Here is an 18,181-nt window from a genome sequence, read left to right as displayed (position 1 = left end):
GCCCTCGGCGCGTTCTTCGCCGGGGGTGGGTTTAGCGGGAATCCAGGGTTTCCATGGCTGGATGCCCGCTACGAACACCCCCGCTCCGCGAGGGCGGGCGCGGGCATGACGATCCGGAGACAACCTAATGCTATTTTGAGACACCCACAGTGACGGGAGGATAGGATGAGGGGGAGGCTGAACAGATACCTTTTTTCATCAATTCCGGAAACGACGACAGGGATCCGGGCAAGGCCGATGGAACCATGGATCGGATTTGACGCATGGGGGATGCTTTTCAAGCGCACAGAGGGGAGGACAATTTCGCAAAAAGATCAACGTTTGAAACAGAAAAACCTGCGGAACGGTTTTGTCCAGCCGCGGAATAGGCCGCCGCGCGGTTCGGGAGCCGGGGGCTTCCGATCCCCATCCCCGCCGCCGGAATACTCCAAATACTTCAGCCCGGACCCGGTGTTGAACAACACGATCCGCTCCTCCGGATCCAGCCATTTCCGGCGGGCCAATTCCTCGAGCGCGGCGAGGGTCGCGGCGCCCTCCGGCGCCGGAAAAATCCCTTCCATGCGGGTCAATTTCCGCTGGGCTTCGAGGATCGCCCGGTCGCTCACCGCCAAGGCCGTCCCCCCGCTCTCGCGGATGTCCTTGAGGATCAATTGGTCCGCAAAACTTTTCGGGACTCGCAGGCCGGCGGCGACGGTGTGGGCGTCCGTCCAGAAATCGCAGAACGCGGCGCCCGACTCGAACGCTTTGACCACCGGCGCGCAGCCTTCCGCCTGGACCGCCACCATGCGCGGCAGCTTCGGATTCTTCAGCCAGCCCAGGGCGCTCAGCTCCGCGAACGCCTTCCACATCCCGACCAATCCCGTCCCGCCTCCGGTCGGATAGATGATCACGTCCGGCAGTTCCCATTGGAACGCTTCGGCCAGCTCGTACCCCATGATCTTCTTGCCTTCCAGCCGGTACGGCTCTTTGAAGGTCGAGAGGTCGAACCAGCCTTCGCGGCGCGACGTTTCCCCCGCCATGCCCGCCGCGTCGCTGATCAGCCCGTCGACCAGGATGACCTGTGCGCCGGCCATGCGGCTCTCCTCCACGTTGGCGCGCGGCGCGTCGCTCGGGAAAAACACCAGGGCGTCCATCCCCGCGCGGGCCGCGTAAGCAGCCATCGCGCCGCCGGCGTTTCCGGCCGTCGGGATGATCACCTTGCGGATTCCCAGTTCGCCCGCCTTGGAAACGGCCGCGGAAATGCCGCGCGCCTTGAAGCTGCCGGTCGGGTTGGCGCTTTCGTCCTTGACGAACACAAACGGCAATCCCAGCTCCCGGCTGACGTGGACCAGCCGCAGCAGGGAGCAATCCCCCTCCCCCAAGGTGACGATCCGTCCCGGATCGACCACCGGCAGAAGCTCGTACCAGCGCCACATGCCCACCCGGCGGAAGCGGAACGAATCCCTGTCGAGCTTGGCGCGGGCCGCTTCGAGGTCGTACTCCGCAAGCAGCGGGGATTGGCAATCCGGGCAAAAGGTGTAAACCTCATGCGGGGAAAACGTCTTTCCGCACCCGGAGCACTTCAATGTCGAGAGAAAGGTGGGGAAGGAGAATGTGGAGGCAAGGGGTTGCGCTCGGGGTGGGGTCATTCGTCCGCTTTCGCTGAGGAGGGTGTCTACGGGCGGGGCAGGAAGAACGCCACCCGGGCCCACAATTCGTGGATGTTGATCGGTTTCGCCATATACACGTCGCACCCCGCTTCGAGCGCCCGTTCCGCGTCGCCCTTGAGCGCGTTGGCCGTGATCGCGATGATCGGGACCCGCTCCTCGCGGTGGTTGAGGTCGGTCCGCAGCCGGCGGGCGATCTCGTACCCGTCGATGTCCGGCAGGTTGATGTCAAGGAGAATCAGTTTGATGTCCAGGTCCTGCGCCAGCGCCAGCCCGTCCGATCCGGTCTCCGCCTCTACCAAATTGTATCCGCGGGCTTGCAGCACCCGGCGGATCAGGATCATGTTGTCCGGATTGTCCTCAATGCAGAGAATTTTCTCGTTCACGGTCGGCTCTCCTTGTCACTCGTTTTTCTCTTCCAGGACCTGGATCAGCTGGTCGACGAACTTGCGCGGCTGCAGCGATCCCTTCTGATACACGGCTTCGATGTGTCCGTTCAGCCGCTGGCGTTCGGCCGGCGACATGTCTTTGGCGCTCACCACCACGATCGGGATTCCGCTGGTCCGCGGGTCGCGGCGCAGTTCTTCCACCAGGGCGAATCCGTCGAGATGCGGCATCATCATATCGGTCACGATCAGGTCGGGCCGCACCTTGCGGGCGAGTTCGAGCCCTTCCGCCCCGTCGCGGGCGTGATGGATGCGGTAGGCCTTGCGGGTCGCCAGCAGGCGCTGGATCAGCAGGGCGTCGTCCTCGTTGTCCTCGACGATCAGGATGTTGGTGGTTTTTTCGTCCAGGTTCTCCAGCGCCGCCTGCAAGCCCTCCCGCGGCGCGGGCGCCTGGCCGTCGCTCAAGCGGACATCAACCATCTCCTCCTCCAATACGACGTGCTTTTCGACCGGGAAGGTGTGGCCGGTGCAATTGACGACTACCGTTTCGTCCGTGGAGATCAGCCCCCGCCGTAATATTTTTTCGAATCCGGCGAAGGCGACCGCGGCCGCGGGCTCCATCGCCATCCCCTCGCTTTTGGCGAGGGTCCGCATGCTGGCGTAGGCTTCCGCGTCTGCCACCGATTCCATCGTCCCGCCAAATTCCTGCGTCAATTTCCAGAGGTAGGTGTAGCTCTTCCCGGGATCGCCGGTGGCCAGGATGATGATCCGGGTATCCGGCACGACCGCCTCGGCGGTTTCTCTCCCGGCCTGGAACGCTCGGACCATCGGCGCACAGCCCTCCGGCTGGACGACGGCCAGCTTCGGGATGCGGTCGATCAGGCCCATGGTCCGCATCTCGCGGAATCCCTGGTAGACGCCCAGCGGCCCGAGGCCGCCGCTGACGGATTGGATGTACCAATCCGGCGCCTTCCAATTGAGCTGTTCGACGATCTCGTAGGCGATGGTCTTCATCGATTCGCGGGCGGCGACCGAGCCGGCACCGCGGTCGATGACGAGGTGCCGGCGGTCGGCGAACTGCGCGGCAATCTGCTTGGTCTGGTCATAGTTGCCGCTGACGCGGATGACCTCCGCGCCGAACAGGGCCGCCTCGCGCAGTTTCTCCTGCGGCACCAGGCTGGTCATGAACACCCACAGCTTGATCCCGGCCCGGGCGCAGGCCGCGGCGTAAGCGACCGCGGCGTTGCCGGTGGAGGCGATCACCGCCTCGGTGACCCCCGCTTCCACCATCGAAGCCACGGCGACCGCGGCCTGGCGGTCCTTGAAGGAGCCGGTCGGCGCGTAGCGCTCGTCCTTGATGAAGATCCGCTCGTGGCCCAATGCCGGCGCGAACCGCTGGGAGTGCCACAGCGGCGTTCCCCCGGCCGGATACAAATCCAGCGCGGAGGGGTTTTCGATCGGCAGAATGTCCTGGTAGCGCCAGATGTTCTGCGGCCGGCCGGGCAGTCCGCGGAGCAGGCCGCGCTTGAACGCTTCGTAGTCGTAGCGCGCATCCATCCACAGCGATCCGCACTCGGGACAGACGGCCGCCGCCAGCGGCACGAACGCCGCCCGGGCGCCGCACAGGTTGCATTCCAAGTACTCAGGCTTCGCCATGTCCTTCCGCCTCTGTCGGTTCGGTGATCTTCGCTTCCAAGGGCAGCTCCACGTAGAAGACGGTGCCTTCCCCTTCCACGCCGGCGCTCTCCGCCCACAGCCGCCCGCCGTGCATCCGCACCAGACTGCGGCTTATCGGCAGGCCGAGGCCGGTGCCGCCGGCCTTGCGGGTCGGCGAGGTGTCGATCTGGGTGAACTCCTCGAAGATCAGGTCCAGCTTGTCCTTCGGTATCCCCAGGCCGGTGTCGGCTACGCGGATCAGCAGATTGGCGTCCTGCTTTTCCGCCCGGATCCTGACCCCGCCCTTCTCGGTGAACTTGACCGCGTTGCCCACCAGGTTCAGCATCACCTGGCGGATGCGGGTGCGGTCGGCGTAGATCTCCGCGGTCCAGTCGGAATCCTTCTCGATGGCCAGCGACAGGTTCTTTTCGGCCGCCAGCGGCGCGGAGATGTTGAGCACCTCGTCCAGCAGGCCTTGAACCTTGAAGTGCTCGAGCGACAGGTTCATTTTTCCGGCCGAGATCTTGGCCATGTCGAGCACGTCGTTGATCAGGTGCAGCAGGTGCTGGCCGTTCCTCTGGATCAGGCGCAGGTCGTTGTCCATGTTCCCGGTCAGTTCGCCGTCGATCCCCTCGAGCATCACGTCGGTGAATCCGAGAATCGAATTGAGCGGGGTGCGCAGTTCGTGGCTCATGTTGGCCAGGAAGGAAGTCTTGAGGCGGTCGAGCTCGCGCAGTTGGGCGACCGTCGCGGCCTGTTCCATGTAGAGTCGGGCGTTCTGCAGCGCCACCGCCACCTGGGCGGCCAGGGTGGAGTAGATGTTGGCGTCTTCTTCCGAAAATCCATCCGCCCGGTCCGACTGGATGTCGAACACGCCGAGCACCTGCTGGCCGACGATCAGCGGCACCGCCATTTCGGAGCGCGTTTCGGGCAGGTTGGGGTTGGGCAGGAAGTCCGGTTCGGCCCGCACGTCGTTGACGATCAGGGCCCGCCGTTCGCGGCGGGCGCGGGCCACCAGCGACCGCTCGGTGTCCATCGGGATGGCATGCTGGTCCGCCACCATTTTCCGCCCGACCTCGCCGGCGCCGGCCGAGAGATTCAGCAGCTGTGATTCCTCGTCGGCCAGGTAAATGTGCACGTGGTACACGCCGAAACGCTCGCGGGATAGGTCGACGATTTCCTGCAGCAACTTCTGCGGATCGAGCACGGTCGAGGCGGTGGCGCTGAGTTCGGCCACAATCTCCAACTCGTGGGTGCGCTTCTGGTTCTGCTCCAGGAGCCGCAGGTTTTCCAGGTGGCCGCTCAGTTGAAGGGCCACGGCGTCCAAAATCTCCGCCGTCCCTCCGGCAACGGCCCCGGCGTCGACGGCCAGGGCGCCGATCGATTCGTTTCGGATCTTTAATTCGCGGACCGCGGCCGGAACGGAACCCTCGATCCCCGAGCCGTTCAACGGCTGTACTTGGTTAAGATCGAACACATAGCCGCCGCCCGTCCCGTCGTCCGCCTGTTGGTAGGTCTTCCAGCCTTCGCGGGTCAGACGCCGGACGGCTTGCTCCGCCTCGGCCCGGAACTTCTGCGCCTGGGCCAGCAGGCGCAGGCCTTCGATGTGCTGAGCCAACTGGGCCGACGCGGCGTTAAGGATTTCCGTCTGTTGAGCCGTCCAGCCCTGCCCCTCGCCGACGGCCTGCACCGTTCCGATCGTCGTCCCGGAGACCGTCAGCGGGATACGCAGGGCGTCCTCCGGCAACGGCCGGGTTCCGCCCTCCAGCGGCGCCACCTTCCCCCGCTCGTAGGTGAAACCGATCTTCTCGCGATGGTCGATGCCGTCGAGAAAATCCTCCCAGCCGGCGGCCGGCGCGGCCTCGGCCGGCGCCAAGGGCTCGGCCCAGGCGTCCGGGAGAGAAGGTTCCGGCGCCGGCACGACCAACCGCTCGGGGAGACGCGCCGGCCGGATCGCTTCCGGGGGTTTGGCCGCCGGAGGTTTGGGCGCGGCGGGCCGCGCCGATTCCGGCGGCGCCGGCGGATTCTCAGAGAACAGCGCTTCAAGCCGTTGGTATTTTCGATTTCGCTGTGACATAAGGGTGTAACTCCTCGGCCAACTGCCGGTACTGGAGTGCGCCGCGGCTCTGCGGGGCATGGACCGTGACCGGCAGTCCGGCGGCCTGGGCTTCGCGCAACTTGGTGTCAAAGCCGATCGTGGTTTGGAGAATCCCGGCGGAGAAATATTCCCGCAGCTGGTCCAACATCGAGGCGTGGAACTTCCCGCGTCCGTCGAACATGGTGACCAGTAGGCGGTAGGAAAGTCCGGGATTGGTCCGGTCGCGGATGACGCTGACCAACTCGAACATGTCGGTCAGGGCTTGGATCGAATAATATTCGCATTGGGTGGGGATGATCAGCAGGTCGGCCGCCGTCAGGGCGTTGATCGTCAGCGGGCCGACCGACGGCGGGCAATCCAGCAACACGGCGGCATAAGCCTGCAGGGCGGGTTCCTCGAGGGCCCGGCGCAGGAGGTACTCGTACTCCGGCGTGCGGTACAGCCGGCGGCCCAGGTCGAGCATCGATGCGCTGGACGGGATGATGTCCATTCCCGGCAGGCTGGATTCCAGCGCCGCCCGGGCCGGGTCGATTTGGCCGGTCAGCAGCTCGGCCACGGAATGCGGGGAGGAGTCGGGCTGCAGGCCGATGTTATAGGTCAGGTTGGCCTGCGGGTCGAGATCGACCACCAGAGTCTCCACGCCCCGCTCCACGAAACCGGCGCCGAGGCCCAGGGTCGTGGTGGTTTTGGCCACCCCGCCCTTCTGATGACAAACCGCGATGACGTAGGACATGGCACGTCCTCTTTCCTTTTCAACGATCGAACACGCTCTACTTTCCGCCTTCCGCTCGGCCGGGCGCCGACAGTACGACGCGGGTCTCCTTCGAGCCCAGGGCCCGCCCCAGCTCGCGGACCGCCACCTGCAGAGCGCTTTCGACCGTCGTCGTGCCCTGGATCTTCTGGCTGATCGAAGCGATCAAGGCTTCGCGTTCGGCGCGCTGGCGGACCTGCGAGTAGGACCGCGCGTTGCGGACCGCGATCGCGACCTGGTTGGCGATCGCTTGCAGCAGGTCGGCGTCGGCCTGGGCCAGGCCGCCGGTCACGTTTTGTTGAACGTCCAGCACGCCCAGCACCTGGTCGCCGATCGAAATCGGCACCGCCACCTCGGATTTGGTGTCCGGCAACAGGGGGTTGGGCAGCCAGTTCGGGTCCTGGGCAGTGTCGCTCACCAGGATCGGCGCATTGCTGTCCGCGGCGCGCCCCACCAAGCCTCTCCCCTTGGGGAGTTTGTGGCCGCGCTCGAGCATGATCCGCCCGGCGTCGCCGGTGCCGCCGGCCATGGCCAGAGTCTCACCGGTTTCGTCGAAGAAGTAGATGTGGGCATGGTAGTAGTTGAAGGCGTTTTTCACCTGTTCGACGACCTCCGCCACCAATTGCTTCTCGTCGAGGATCGTCGAGAGCCGGCGGCTGACCTCGCTCGATGTGGCCAGCGCTTTGGTGCGCTCCTGCACGCGGTCCTCCAACGTGGAGATCATCTCGCGCAAGCGGCCGGTCATCGCGTTGAAGCTGGTGGCCACGCGGCTGATCTCGGCCGGGCCGGCGACGTCGGCCTGCAGGGCAAGGTTGCCCCCGGCGATTTCGGTGGCGACCTTCGATAATTCGACCAGCGGGGCCGCCAGCCTCCGGGCGGCGAACCACCCGATGAACGCGGATACGGCGCCGAGGATAACGGTCGTCAGGACAATCCCCAGCGTCTGCAAGAACACTTCCCGGTAGGCTTCGGTCCAGGGAAGCTCCGTGACCACCGCCCACGGCGGCGTGCCCAGCGGGACGTAGGTGCCCACCACGGTTTCTCCGGTCAGGCCGGTGTACAGGCCGGCCTCCGGCGAAACATCCGCAGCGGCCGCCGGGTTGCTGACGAATTGCTCCACCTCGCCGATCTGGGCGACGATCTCGCCCCGCAGCACGCGGCCGGTGTCGCCGAAGGCGATCAGCTTGCCCGTCTCGTCCACCACATAGGCATACCCGCTTTCGCCCACCGCCAGTTGGTCCACCAGGTCCCACATGAACTTCAGGTTCAATTCGGCGGCCAGGGTGCCCTGGTATTCGCCGAAGACGTTGAGAATCGGAACGGCGATCACCGCCAGCGGCTCGCTCGATTCAATGTCGATGTATACCGGGCTGATGGCGTTTTGACCCTGCCGGTTGAGGTCGAGCAAATCCGCGCTGAGCTGCGAGGTGAACTGTTCGGATTGCGAAAGCGAACGCCGCGAAACCAGAGACAACTGCCGGCCCCTGGCGTCCAGCAGGCTCAACTGCTTGAAGGAAGTCTGCAGACCGAGCAGGCTGTCGAGCGTCACCTGCCGCTCCTCGGAGGAAGCTTCCGTCAGGTCGGAGAATTGGACCGCCGCCTCGAGCACGCTGAATTTTTCGTCGACGAAACCGACCACCGACTGGCTCGCCTGCCGCGCGAGCAGCTGCTGACGTTCGGCGACCGCCGCCTGCTGGGCCCGAATGTTCAGGACCAGCTGCACGACGCCCGCGATCAACAGCGCCTGCGCGGCGATGGCGAAGAACCCGATCACCAGCGTTTGGGCGATACTGCCCACATTAGGACTTCCCTTTTTCTTATCCATAGCGACTCTCTCGGTGAATTCATGGGCGAAGGCACCAGCCCGCCTTCGCGTCCGGAACGGCCGTCCGGCTGGCCCGTTTTTTTTTCACGGCGGTGCGGGAAAGCGGCGGTTACGGAAACGTCGGCCGCCGCTTCCCCGTCTTGCGTTCGGCTACCGCATCACTTCGTTCGCCTGCACCAGCAGGCCTTCGGGAACCGTCACGCCCAAGGCCTGCGCGGCTTTGTAGCTGATCGAGAAGTAACTTTCGGGAGAAACGACCGGGATGGTCGCGGGATCCGCGCCCTTAAGGATCTTATCGGCGATCTGGGCGGCTTGGATGCCGGAAGAAGCAATGTCGCCGACGACCCCGTACAGCGAAGAGTACTCCCCGACTACCATCATGGCTCCTCCGATCGGGATCTTGTGCGCGTACGCAAACTTCGCCATGGTCTCGAAGGGTTCCGGCGTCACCGCCAGGGGCTCCGAGAGGAACATGATCGCGTCGAATCCGATGTCCTCCTGGTCGGCGACGGCGTCGAAGGCTGCCTGGAGTTCGGCGGCGTTGTCGGCCGGGAACTCGATCAGTGTGACGCCCGCCTCCTCGGCCACCGGCCGCAGAGCAACCAGCTGGGGTTCGACGATCGGGTAACCCCGCTGGAACGGGATCCATAGGCGCTTGACGTCGGGAGCCATCTGGAGCATGACCTCGAATCGCTTAAGGGCCAGGTCCGGTCCGGGGTAGCGGGAGCCGGTGACGTTGCCGCCCGGGGCGGTGACGCTGTCCACCAGCCCGGTACCCTCGATGAACCCGTAGGCGAAGACCACCGGGATGTCGGTCCCCGCGGTGGCCGTCTTGGCCTCCAGCGAAGCTTCGGTCGGGAAGCTGAAAATCAGATCCACCTTGGCATCGACGAAATCCTTAAGCGCGGCCTGATAGGCGGGGATGTCGAATTCCATCGCCCGCAGGTCGTAGGTGATGTTTTCCCCTTCGACGTACCCGAGTTCGGTCATCTTCTCTTTAAAGCTGTCGGCGATTCCCGCCGCAAAGCTCATGCCGGAGAGAATCCCGACCTTGTAGACCTTGGGCTTCGGGGCGCAGCCGCCGAACAGCAGAGCCGCAGCGAAGGCCAAGCTGAAGGTTATCCATCCCTGCCTGGATTTTTGTTGGGGAATAGCCCTGGGTTTCATGTGGTTTCTCCTTTCGACAAATGCCTGTCCGGGAGCGGAGTCCGCCTTTGTGGAAGCGGGCGGATCAGCGCATGACTTCGTTGGCTTGAACCAGCAAACCGTCCGGCACCGTGATCCCGACCGCTTCGGCGGCCGTGACATTGATGGAGAAGTAGCTTTCGGCCGAGATGACCGGGATATCGGCCGGCTTCGTTCCCCGGAAGATCTTGTCGGCGAGCATGGCGGCCTCCTCCCCCGAGGAGGTCATGTCGGCGACGATCCCGTAGACCGAGGAATACCCGCCGGAGGACATCATCGCCCCGCCGATCGGGATCTTTTGTGCATAGGCGAATTCCGCCATGACCTCGAACGGCCCGGGGGTGACCGCCAACGGCTCCGAGAGGAACAGGATCGCGTCGATGCCGGGATCTTCCAGGACGGCCCGGGCGTCCAGTTCCGCCTGTAGTTCGGCCGCGCCGTCGGCCGGGAATTCGATCAGGTTCACGCCGGCCTTTTCCACCACGGGTTTCAGGACCTCCATCTGCGGCCCGACGATCGGATACCCCCGCTGATACGGAATCCACAAGTTCCGGATCGAAGGATCCATCTGCATCATGACCTCAAAACGCTTGAGGGCCAGATCCGGACCCGGGTAGCGGACGCCGGTGACGTTCCCGCCGGGGGCCGAGATGCTGTCCACCAGTCCGGTTTCCTCCGTGTTGGCGAAGGTGAACACCACCGGAATGTCGGTCCCTTCCGTGGCCTTCTTGGCCTCCTGCGCGGCTTCGGTCGGGAAGACCAGGATCAGATCCACATCGGCCTCGACGAAATCCCGCAGAGCGGCCTGATACCCGGCCATGTCGAAGTCCATCTTGCGTACGTCGTAGGCGATGTTCTCCCCTTCGACGTATCCAAGCTCGGTCATCTTGGCTTGAAAGATTTCGGTGAGGTTGGAGATGAAATTCAAGCCGGAAAGAATGCCCACTTGGTAGGTTTTGGGTTTGGCCCCGGCGCAGCCGCCCAGCAACAAGGCCGCCGCGAGAACCAGGCTGGGGGCCATCCAGCCGGTATGGCTGTTCCGTATGGGTTGGTGTTGTGGTTTCATAAATCTCCTTGATCTGCGAATGCTTGGATCGGACCCGCTAATTCAGGTAAAACGGAACGGGCTGTCCGCGGGTGACCGGACAACCGGCTTTTTTCTTCTTCTGAATCAATCCGGCATAAGGTTCGACGCTTTCTACCGCAACATCCGCCCGGTGGCCGGCGAGCTCCACGAACCGCAAAGCCGCCCAGCGCGCATGCGGGTCATCCAAAAAACCCGGATCTTGGATGCACTTCCGGATTTCCATGTCTTCCACAACTACGGTCGTCTTCTTCATCTCATCCGTCCGTTTCCCGCCGCCGGCTCATTCCGGGAGCCGGGCGGGGGATTCCGACCCGGTCCTGCCGCCGCCCGGGGCGTCCGTCTGCCGAAGGCCGCCGTTTTCCGGAAGCACCGGATTGAATCCGCACACTTCGATCGCCTCGATGATCATCCGGCACATCCGCTCCGGCTGGATGGGTTTGCTGACGATCTCGTTGACCATCAGGCGTTTGGCGATCTCCTTGAGGCCGGGGACGTTGTAGGCGGTCATCAGGATGGTGTAGGCCGGCCGGCGGCCCGGCAGTTTCTGCAACCGTTCGATCAGGTCCAGGCCGGTGACGCCCGGCATCACCAAATCGGTGATGAGCAGATCCACCCGGCGGCTGTTGATCACCGAAAGCGCCTCTTCGGCGCTCTCGGCCGAAAGCGGCGTCACCCCCGGGCCGAGCTGGCCGATGACGCGCGCCAGCATGGCCGCCGAGTTGGGATGGTCGTCCACCACCAGGATGCACACCGGCGCGTTTTCTTTGGTAGGGCGGGAGGAATTCGAATCCACGGTCATACCTGCGCTTTCCTGGAAAGGAACCTGCTACCCATATATTCTGGCCGAGATTCGGGAAAGCGACGGATGGGGATCGGGGTTCGTTGGTTGGGAAAGGTTGGGAAAAAATAAACCCGGGGTAAAACGCAGGCGGGTTTCATCCCCGGCGGGCTTCTTCCGCAACCCCCTGTCCCTTCTCCGGGAATCCGGAAGGAAATGGAAAGCGGCATTTGCGCTTCGCAAATTTACCGCTTATTTATTCGGTCGTGTGTAACGGCGATGACGTTCTTTTCGGCGTTTGGAACCGCGGCGGATCCGGCAAGGAAAACGCTTCTTGGAATCCGGCGAGCGGGGCGAATGCGCCGATCAGGCGGAAAAGCGCCGGCTTGACGGGAGGACTAAAAAAATATCTGCCGTCTCCGGATCCTCAAGCCTGCGTTTTTCTGCGGGCATCCGTTGCCGTATTCCTGGATTTCCGCTTCACATCCGTGGGAACGACGAACTGCCGACTGCAGGGGATTTTCTGGAAAAAACGCACCTGCTCAGCTTCCCGTCCTCGAGCGGAGCGGGGGGAGGGCCTGGGGATAGGGACGAGGATGGAAATGGGCAGGATTTCTATTTACTATTGGATAGACTGAGAAGTAGATACGGGAAAAAACCATCGTTTGCTCGCTGGAAAATTCCTCGGGGGAATAATTGGACGGGACGGCCTCGGAATACGAAGGTAGAAAAGAATCAATCCGCGATCAAGCGGTACCCGACTCCGCGGACGTTGATCAGGCGGACGGGCGAACCGGCGTCCGGCTCGATGGCCTGGCGGATGTAGTGGATGTGCCATTTGACCAGTTCCTGGGCTTCGCGGGCCTCGGCCTGCAAGCCCTGGGCCTCGGTCACCAGAGTCCGGTAATCCACCACATCCGGCGCGTGGCGCGCCAGCACGATCAGGAAATCGAAGGCGGTGGGGGCGAGCTCGACCGGCCGCCCGCCGACGGACAGCCGCCGAGCCAGCAGATCGAGCACCAGCCCGCCCCGCGCGAGGTAGCGTCCGGGGGCGGCCGGCTCCGGCGGCGCCGCGGATTCGTCGGCGTCCTCTTCTTCGATGCGCCGGAGTTCCGCCTGCAGCCGGCCGATCTCGTTCCGGATCTCCCCCTTGCGTTTTTCCTTCCGCCGCGCCGCAAGGATCCGGCGCGTTTTTTCGATGACCACTTCCGGCTTGAGCGGCTTCAGCAGGTAATCCGCCGCGCCGTGGCGCAGCGCCTCCACCGCGGATTGCAGATCCGGCTGGGCGGTGAACAGGATCACGGGCAGGCCCGGATGCCCGGCTTGGATCCGGTCGAGGACCTCCAATCCGCCCAGACCCGGCATGCGGATGTCGAGGAACACCAGGTCGTGTTCCGTCGCATCGAGAAACGCCAGCCCTTGTTCGCCGTCGGCCGCGGTGGTGACCTCCCAACCCGTTTGCTTCAGAATCCGCCCGAGGGTCTGGCGCAGGGAGGGCTCGTCGTCCACGATCAGGATCCTGCCGGCGGGGTTCATGGTTGACCTCCCTTGGCGTAGGGCAGCCAGATGCGGAAGACGGCGCCGCCTTCCGGCCGGTTCTCCGCCCGGATCCGCCCCTGGTGTTTCGAGACGATCTCCTGGCTGATCGCCAGCCCCAACCCGGTGCCGTCTTCCTTTCCGGTGATGAACGTTTCAAAAAGATGCGGTTGGATGGCGGGATCGATGCCCTGGCCCGTATCCGCCACGCTGATCAGGACCTCCGTCTCCCCGGGGAGGTCGGCCGTGGAAACGGCCAGCCGCCCGCCCTCCGGCATGGCGTCCACCGCGTTGATGAACAGGTTGAGGATCACCTGCCGGATCTGGTCGCGGATGCCGTTCACGGCCGGCAGGCCCGGTCCGGGGGCGAAATCGAACTCGACCTTGGCGTGCCGCAAGTGCGTGGCCAGCAGGGCGTGCACGTCCTCGATCACCGCGTTGACCTCCACCGGGCGGAAATCCTCCGACCGGGAGGCTTTGTAGGTCGTCCGCAGCCTGTCGAGCATGGCCGCCATTCGTTCGGTTTCCGCGAGGACGATGGCCAGGTCCTGCTTGGCTTGGGCGGAGATCTTGCGCTCGTTTTTCAGCAGGAAGAGCGCGTTCTGGATCGCCTGGAGGGGATTGTTCAACTCGTGGGAGACCGACGCCATCAGGCGGCCGGTCACGGCCAATTTTTCGGATTGGATCAGCTGGGCCCGCATCTCCTTTTCCTGGCGCAAGGCGTTCTGCAGATCGGCGTACAACTGCGCCTTCTGCAGAGCCACCGCCAATTGGTCGGCCGCCGCGCCGACCAACTCCAAGTCGTGCGGCGTGAAGGCCGCCGGAGGCGCCTGGTGGACGTCGAGCAAGCCGAGGATTTGTGCGCCGCTGCGGATCGGGACGACCAGCTGGGACTTGGTTTCCGGAAGCAACGGATCCCGCTTATGGAAGACCACCTCATCCACGTTGTTGGAAAAAAACGGCAACCCCGTCTCGGCGACGTATCCGATCACCCCCTCGCCGGCCGATAGACGGAATCCCTGATCCAGAGTCGAGAAGCCGATTTTTCCGCTGTCCGCGCATACGACGAAATCGCCGGTTTCCGCTTCGCGGACATAAATCTGCACGTAAAAGTACCCGAAACCCTCCTGCAGACGGGTGACCGCGTCCTTCATTAACTGGGAGGAATCTGCGGCGGCCGCGAGGGCTTGGTTGATGCCGTACAGCACCTTGGTCTCCTGCAGGTTGGTCTGGGTCATCCGCAGCAGGCGGACGTTCTGGATGGCGATCGCCGCCTGCCCGGCCAGGGTTTCCAGGAAGTTCAGCCACCCGGGATCCGCCGGGTATTCGGAACGCTGGAAGATTTCCATCACGCCGCACAACTCCCCCTTGGCGACCAGCGGAACCCCGAAATAGGCGGTGAAATCCTCCTCGGTCAGGGCTTCGGAGTGGATCGGGATGCTGCCGTAGGCCGCCAGGTCGGGGATGTAGACGCTTTTCCGCCGCGCCGCCGCCTGGCCGGCCCACCCGTCGCCGAGTTTTAAGCGGGTGAATTGCAGGGCTTCGGTGCGGAAACCTGCGCCGGCGGCGAACCTCAGGATCTGCTTCTCTTCGTCCAGCAGCAGCACGCAGGCGGCGTCCATCCGCAGCTGTCCGACGATCTGGCGGACCAGCAGGTCAAGGACGGTTTGCAGATCCAGGCTGCTGGTGATCGCCCGTTCGATGGCGTGCAGGGCGCTCAGCCGGAGCATCTGGCGGGCGATTTCGGCTTCGGTCCGCTTGCGCCGGGTGATATCGCGCACGCTTCCCTGATAGCCGGTGATCCTCCCCCGCTCATCCCGGACCGCCGTCACGTTCACGGAAACGTCGATGATTCCCCCGCCCCGCCTTTTCCCGCGCATTTCCATGTTTTCGACAAATCCGTGCCGGCGCAGCCTGTTCGCCAGGCGGATCATTTCGCGGCGGGCCAAAAACAGGTTTTCCACGCTCATCCCGTCGGCCTCGCTCCGCGAATAGCCCCACAGGGTTTCGGCGGCGGGATTGGCCTCCCGGATCCGGCCCTCGGAATCGGTGATGAAGACGCAATCCCGGGAGGTTTCGAACAGCCGGTAAAACTTCATCTCGCTCGAGCGCAGCGCCTCCTCGGCCGCGCGGCGCTCGTCCAGCCGTTGGCGGGTGAGGGCGAGCGAGCGGTTCAGGTCGCGGGTGAAGAGATGCATCACCAGCGAGACCATCGCCAAACCCGCGGCCAGATCCGCCAATCCGGCGATCGGGGGAAGCGGGAACAACCGCGGCAGGGGATCCCCCGCGGCTTGCAGAACGACCATCCCCGCCCCGGCGATGCAGCACAGGATGGAATAGACCACGGCGCCGCGCAGGCCGAGCAGCAGGCCGGCGATGACGGTGCAGACGACGAAGAAGACCACCACCGCGCTCTGGATTCCGCCGCCGAACAGCGCCACAAACACGAACAGCGGCCAAGTTCCGAACAACAGCAACGCGCTGGCGGCCCGGACCCGCCCGAGGCGCATCCACCAGTAGGAGAGGCATACGATCCCGAATCCCGACAATATCAGCAGGCTGTTGATGGTTTTTTCGGCGTAGATGAAGGGGACGGCGACGGCGCCCCCGGCGGCCGTCACCAGCAGCGTGCCCGCCAGAAGGGTATGCAGAAACCTGGCTTGGCGGGTCTTGTCCTCGTCCTCCGGGAAGACCGGCGGCGTGAAAAATTGTTTGATCATCGAGGACAGCGCCTTCTTCAACCCAACCTCGTGTGTTGCCGGGCGGTCCGGGGAGGAAACCCTTCCGGCGGCAGGAACATCGCCTTCCGGGCGTGTTCCTGCGCAATTCCTTCATTGAATTCTATATCAAATGCGACAACCATAAAAACAGGGTGAAACGGGGCGTCAAGGGCCGCTTCCGCCCGGCGCCGCGGCGAAGAAACGCGGATTTTCCTTTGCGCAGGCGGGGACAAGTGCACTTCGATCGGAATTCGGCCGGAGTGTTTCCCAACCGGCCGCGGGAACCCGGAGGCCTCGGCCGGCGGGTCAGCGGATGAGGTTAATCAATCCCATTCCGAAAAGCACGACCGTCATCGCGCCGATCAGGTTGGAGAGCACCGAGGTCCACAGGTAGGTTCCGGCCGGCACCCGGTACGCGCCGCCCGCCACGCTGATGATCTTCGAGCCGTATCCCGGCAGCATCCGGCCGAACAGCAGGAACACCGGCGAATGGATCGGTAGCCGGCCGAGTCCGAACGGAAGAGCCTGTTTCCGCTTCTCGAACTCCGCCAGATCCGCGATGGTGCCGCCGAGGCAATACTCCATGACCGCCGCCAGCGTGTTCCCCAGCGTGGCCAGGACAACGGCGGGAACGGGTCCTTTCCAGGCGAGGACAAGCAGGGTTAAGGGCTCGGACGGGATGGGGGTCGGCCCCAGCAGCAAATACACCGCCAGGCAGGCGGATACTCCGAGGTACTCGTTTTTTTGAAGGAACTCATGGAAAGCGGCGGGAGAATAGAAAGCGGCGAAGGCAAAGCCCATCACGACGAACAACAGCAGGAGGATCAGCCGGACCAGCCGCTTGCGCCTGCCGTCCGGGACGGGTTTATTCAAGGGCGCCCCAAACGCGCCGGGCGGAGGGCTCGGGATTGCGCGCTTCCACGCCGGCCCGAAAAACCGCTTCGGCGACGGTGAACGCCGCGCCGGGTTTGCCCAACCGGCGGGAATTCTCCGCGATGCGTTTCAACAGGTTCCGGTCCTCGCGCAACCAGGAATCCAACAGCGCCGTCAGGGCACGGGGATCCTGCGCCGCGGCGCCCGCTTCATGGCTGAGCAGGTAGCGCAGGTTTCTTTCCTCCTGTCCAGGGAGCGAATCGATCAGGAGGATCGGCAGCCCCGCGGCCAATCCCTCCGCGAGAATCAACCCGCCGGCTTTTGTGACGAGGATGTCGGCGCCGGCCATCCATTCGGGCATGTTATTAACGAACGGCCGGACCGCGAGGGGAAACCCCCACGGGCGAGATCGGATCCGCTCCAACAGGTCGTCGTCTCCGCCCGTGATGACGGCCGCCTGAACGGGAAGGGAGGATTTTTCCAACGCCTCGAGGTGCGGGAGGATGCCGCCGACCCGCCGGCTGCCCACGAACAACAGCGTGGTCAAATGCGGATCCAATTTCCACCGGCGGCGCAGCTCGGCCGGCGGCTCCCGCCGGGCGCAGAAGGCCGGATCCACCGGAATGCCGCTGACGGTCATGCGGGAAAGCGGAATGCCGTTGGACAATCCCTTGCCCCTGGCCAATTCGGAGGCGACGTAGAAGTGATCGGGGTAGGAATTGAACCACAGGGAATGCACATCCGCCAGGTCGGTCACCACCGTGAGCAGCGGCGGCCTGCGCTTCAGAAGATGAAGCGCCAGGCCGGCCGGAGCGTTGAACAATTCGGTCGTGGTTACGACGGCGTCGGGACGGAAAGCCGCAATCAGGCGCCGCATGCTCTCGAAGAGAGTCAGGATCAGAGTTTGTTCCATGAGCGCGCTGGCCGGCCGCGAATCGAAGAGCGCATAGGTGAAGCGGAACCATCCCGGCGCGGTCCGGACCGAACGGTCGTAGCTGCGCTCCGTTTCCTTGAGCAGCCAGAAAGCGGTTTCTTCGCTCAGCGGATTGGCCACCGCGATCTCGCACCCGTCCGGATGCCGCAGGGCCAACGCTTTGGCGATCGAGTCGGCGGCTTTGCGGTGTCCGAAGCCGGAATCGCTGGCAAGAATGAGAAAGCGTTTTTTCGCCATATCTGCGGCTGTTCCCTCTTCCTTCGCACCGCGCATCCCGTCGTGCCGAGGGCAACGGATGCCTGACCGGACAAATCTTAGCATACCCACGGCTTCCGGGGGGAAGGACCGACGGCAAATCCGATTCCATTTCATCATAGGATTGCGGTTCTCGTCCTTCTTTAATAGCCTGTTAAGAATTGCTTAACGTCCCGTGCCAAATCTTCCGCCCCGGAGTCCCGCCGCCGCCCTCCCCGTGGATAGACTAAGAACCCGGGGGCCGGACCGGAAGCCTCCCGGCGCCGCCGGAAAAATCCCAACCGCCGTCCAATTCGGAATCCGATCCGGTCGGAACCCCGGCCATTCCGTTGAAATCCTTTAGCAGGGTGTTGAAAAAGCCCAAAAAGGGTGTCATTGCGAGCGACCGCAGGGAGCGAAGCAATCTCCTTCGCTGGAAAAAGAGGGAGATTGCTTCGCCCGCCCCGGCGCG

Annotated in this window: 15 protein-coding genes; all 15 read right to left on the bottom strand. The window is 64.1% G+C overall.

Annotated features, from left to right (window positions below; all coding sequences use genetic code 11):
* Positions 1-314: 314 nt before the first annotated feature.
* Complete coding sequence (locus JW929_13510) at positions 315-1,628, bottom strand: threonine synthase (GenBank protein MBN1440420.1); 1,314 nt, start codon at positions 1,626-1,628, stop codon at positions 315-317.
* 26 nt (positions 1,629-1,654) lie between these two features.
* Positions 1,655-2,032, bottom strand: coding sequence for a response regulator (locus JW929_13505; GenBank protein MBN1440419.1), 378 nt, complete (start codon positions 2,030-2,032; stop codon positions 1,655-1,657).
* A 15-nt stretch (positions 2,033-2,047) separates the two neighbouring features.
* A complete protein-coding gene (locus JW929_13500; protein MBN1440418.1) occupies positions 2,048-3,688 on the bottom strand; it encodes a pyridoxal-phosphate dependent enzyme in 1,641 nt (546 codons plus the stop codon).
* On the bottom strand, positions 3,675-5,765 hold the full coding sequence (locus JW929_13495; GenBank protein MBN1440417.1) for a GAF domain-containing protein: 2,091 nt from the start codon (positions 5,763-5,765) through the stop codon (positions 3,675-3,677). The genes JW929_13500 and JW929_13495 overlap by 14 nt, the downstream gene beginning before the upstream one ends.
* Positions 5,731-6,519 (bottom strand): ParA family protein, encoded by a 789-nt coding sequence (locus JW929_13490; GenBank protein MBN1440416.1) that lies wholly within the window; start codon positions 6,517-6,519, stop codon positions 5,731-5,733. The genes JW929_13495 and JW929_13490 overlap by 35 nt, the downstream gene beginning before the upstream one ends.
* Positions 6,520-6,556: 37 nt before the next feature.
* Positions 6,557-8,362, bottom strand: a complete 1,806-nt coding sequence (locus tag JW929_13485) for a GAF domain-containing protein (protein MBN1440415.1) — start codon at positions 8,360-8,362, stop codon at positions 6,557-6,559.
* Between the two features lie 150 nt (positions 8,363-8,512).
* The gene (locus JW929_13480) at positions 8,513-9,529 is read right to left on the bottom strand and encodes an ABC transporter substrate-binding protein (GenBank protein MBN1440414.1); all 1,017 of its coding nucleotides are present in this window, start codon (positions 9,527-9,529) and stop codon (positions 8,513-8,515) included.
* Between the two features lie 64 nt (positions 9,530-9,593).
* A complete protein-coding gene (locus JW929_13475; GenBank protein MBN1440413.1) occupies positions 9,594-10,613 on the bottom strand; it encodes an ABC transporter substrate-binding protein in 1,020 nt (339 codons plus the stop codon).
* A gap of 37 nt (positions 10,614-10,650) precedes the next feature.
* Complete coding sequence (locus JW929_13470; protein MBN1440412.1) at positions 10,651-10,887, bottom strand: hypothetical protein; 237 nt, start codon at positions 10,885-10,887, stop codon at positions 10,651-10,653.
* A gap of 27 nt (positions 10,888-10,914) precedes the next feature.
* Complete coding sequence (locus tag JW929_13465; GenBank protein ID MBN1440411.1) at positions 10,915-11,433, bottom strand: response regulator; 519 nt, start codon at positions 11,431-11,433, stop codon at positions 10,915-10,917.
* 714 nt (positions 11,434-12,147) lie between these two features.
* Positions 12,148-12,948, bottom strand: a complete 801-nt coding sequence (locus tag JW929_13460) for a response regulator transcription factor (GenBank protein ID MBN1440410.1) — start codon at positions 12,946-12,948, stop codon at positions 12,148-12,150.
* Positions 12,945-15,668 (bottom strand): GAF domain-containing protein, encoded by a 2,724-nt coding sequence (locus tag JW929_13455; protein MBN1440409.1) that lies wholly within the window; start codon positions 15,666-15,668, stop codon positions 12,945-12,947. The genes JW929_13460 and JW929_13455 overlap by 4 nt, the downstream gene beginning before the upstream one ends.
* A gap of 306 nt (positions 15,669-15,974) precedes the next feature.
* Positions 15,975-16,541, bottom strand: coding sequence for a VTT domain-containing protein (locus tag JW929_13450; GenBank protein MBN1440408.1), 567 nt, complete (start codon positions 16,539-16,541; stop codon positions 15,975-15,977).
* Positions 16,534-17,712: a hypothetical protein gene (locus JW929_13445; protein MBN1440407.1), complete on the bottom strand. Its 1,179-nt coding sequence runs from the start codon at positions 17,710-17,712 to the stop codon at positions 16,534-16,536. Before JW929_13445 ends, JW929_13450 begins: the two co-directional genes overlap by 8 nt.
* Before the next feature lie 244 nt (positions 17,713-17,956).
* A partial coding sequence (locus JW929_13440; GenBank protein ID MBN1440406.1) for a hypothetical protein occupies positions 17,957-18,181 on the bottom strand: 225 nt, incomplete at its 5' end.

The sequence above is a fragment of the Anaerolineales bacterium genome (genome assembly GCA_016928575.1).
In the GTDB taxonomy this organism is placed as follows: domain Bacteria; phylum Chloroflexota; class Anaerolineae; order Anaerolineales; family RBG-16-64-43; genus JAFGKK01.
This window is presented reverse-complemented; position numbering and strand designations above follow the sequence as displayed.